Source organism: Mesorhizobium sp. M8A.F.Ca.ET.161.01.1.1 (assembly GCF_004792105.1).
Classification (GTDB): domain Bacteria; phylum Pseudomonadota; class Alphaproteobacteria; order Rhizobiales; family Rhizobiaceae; genus Mesorhizobium.
In genome coordinates this window covers 1-436 of record NZ_SRTD01000083.1, presented here as the reverse complement: position 1 = coordinate 436, position 436 = coordinate 1, and the positions used below count along the sequence as shown (strand labels likewise).

Annotated in this window: 1 protein-coding gene; it reads left to right on the top strand. The window is 60.1% G+C overall.

Annotated features, from left to right (window positions below):
- Window positions 1-436, top strand: a 436-nt coding sequence (locus EN804_RS34715) for a Gfo/Idh/MocA family oxidoreductase (protein ID WP_135922309.1), incomplete at both ends; no start/stop codon positions are given.

The window sequence follows — 436 nt, the reverse complement described above, 5'->3', positions numbered from 1 at the left end:
CTATATCGCCACGCCCCATACGGGCCATGCCGAGTGGGCAATCAAGGCAATCCGGGCGGGCAAAAACGTGCTGGTGGAAAAGCCGATCGCGATTTCCGCTTATGACGCCGACGCCATTTTCCATGAGGCGAAAAAGGCCGGCGTTTTTGCCGGTGAAGCCTATATGTATCGCCTGCATCCGCAGACGGCGAAATTGCTGGAACTGGTGAAAGCCCGCGCGGTGGGCGATATCCGCATCATCCGCTCCAGCTTCGGTTTCAACATGGGCTCGTTCCGGGCCGATCACCGGCTGTTCGCCAATGAAACCGCCGGCGGCGGCATTCTCGATGTCGGCGGTTATCCGGTTTCCATGGTGCGGATGATCGCAGGCGCAGTGGATGGAAAGCCTTTTGCGGAGCCCGAAAAAGTGGCGGGTGCTGCCCATCTCGGCCAGTCG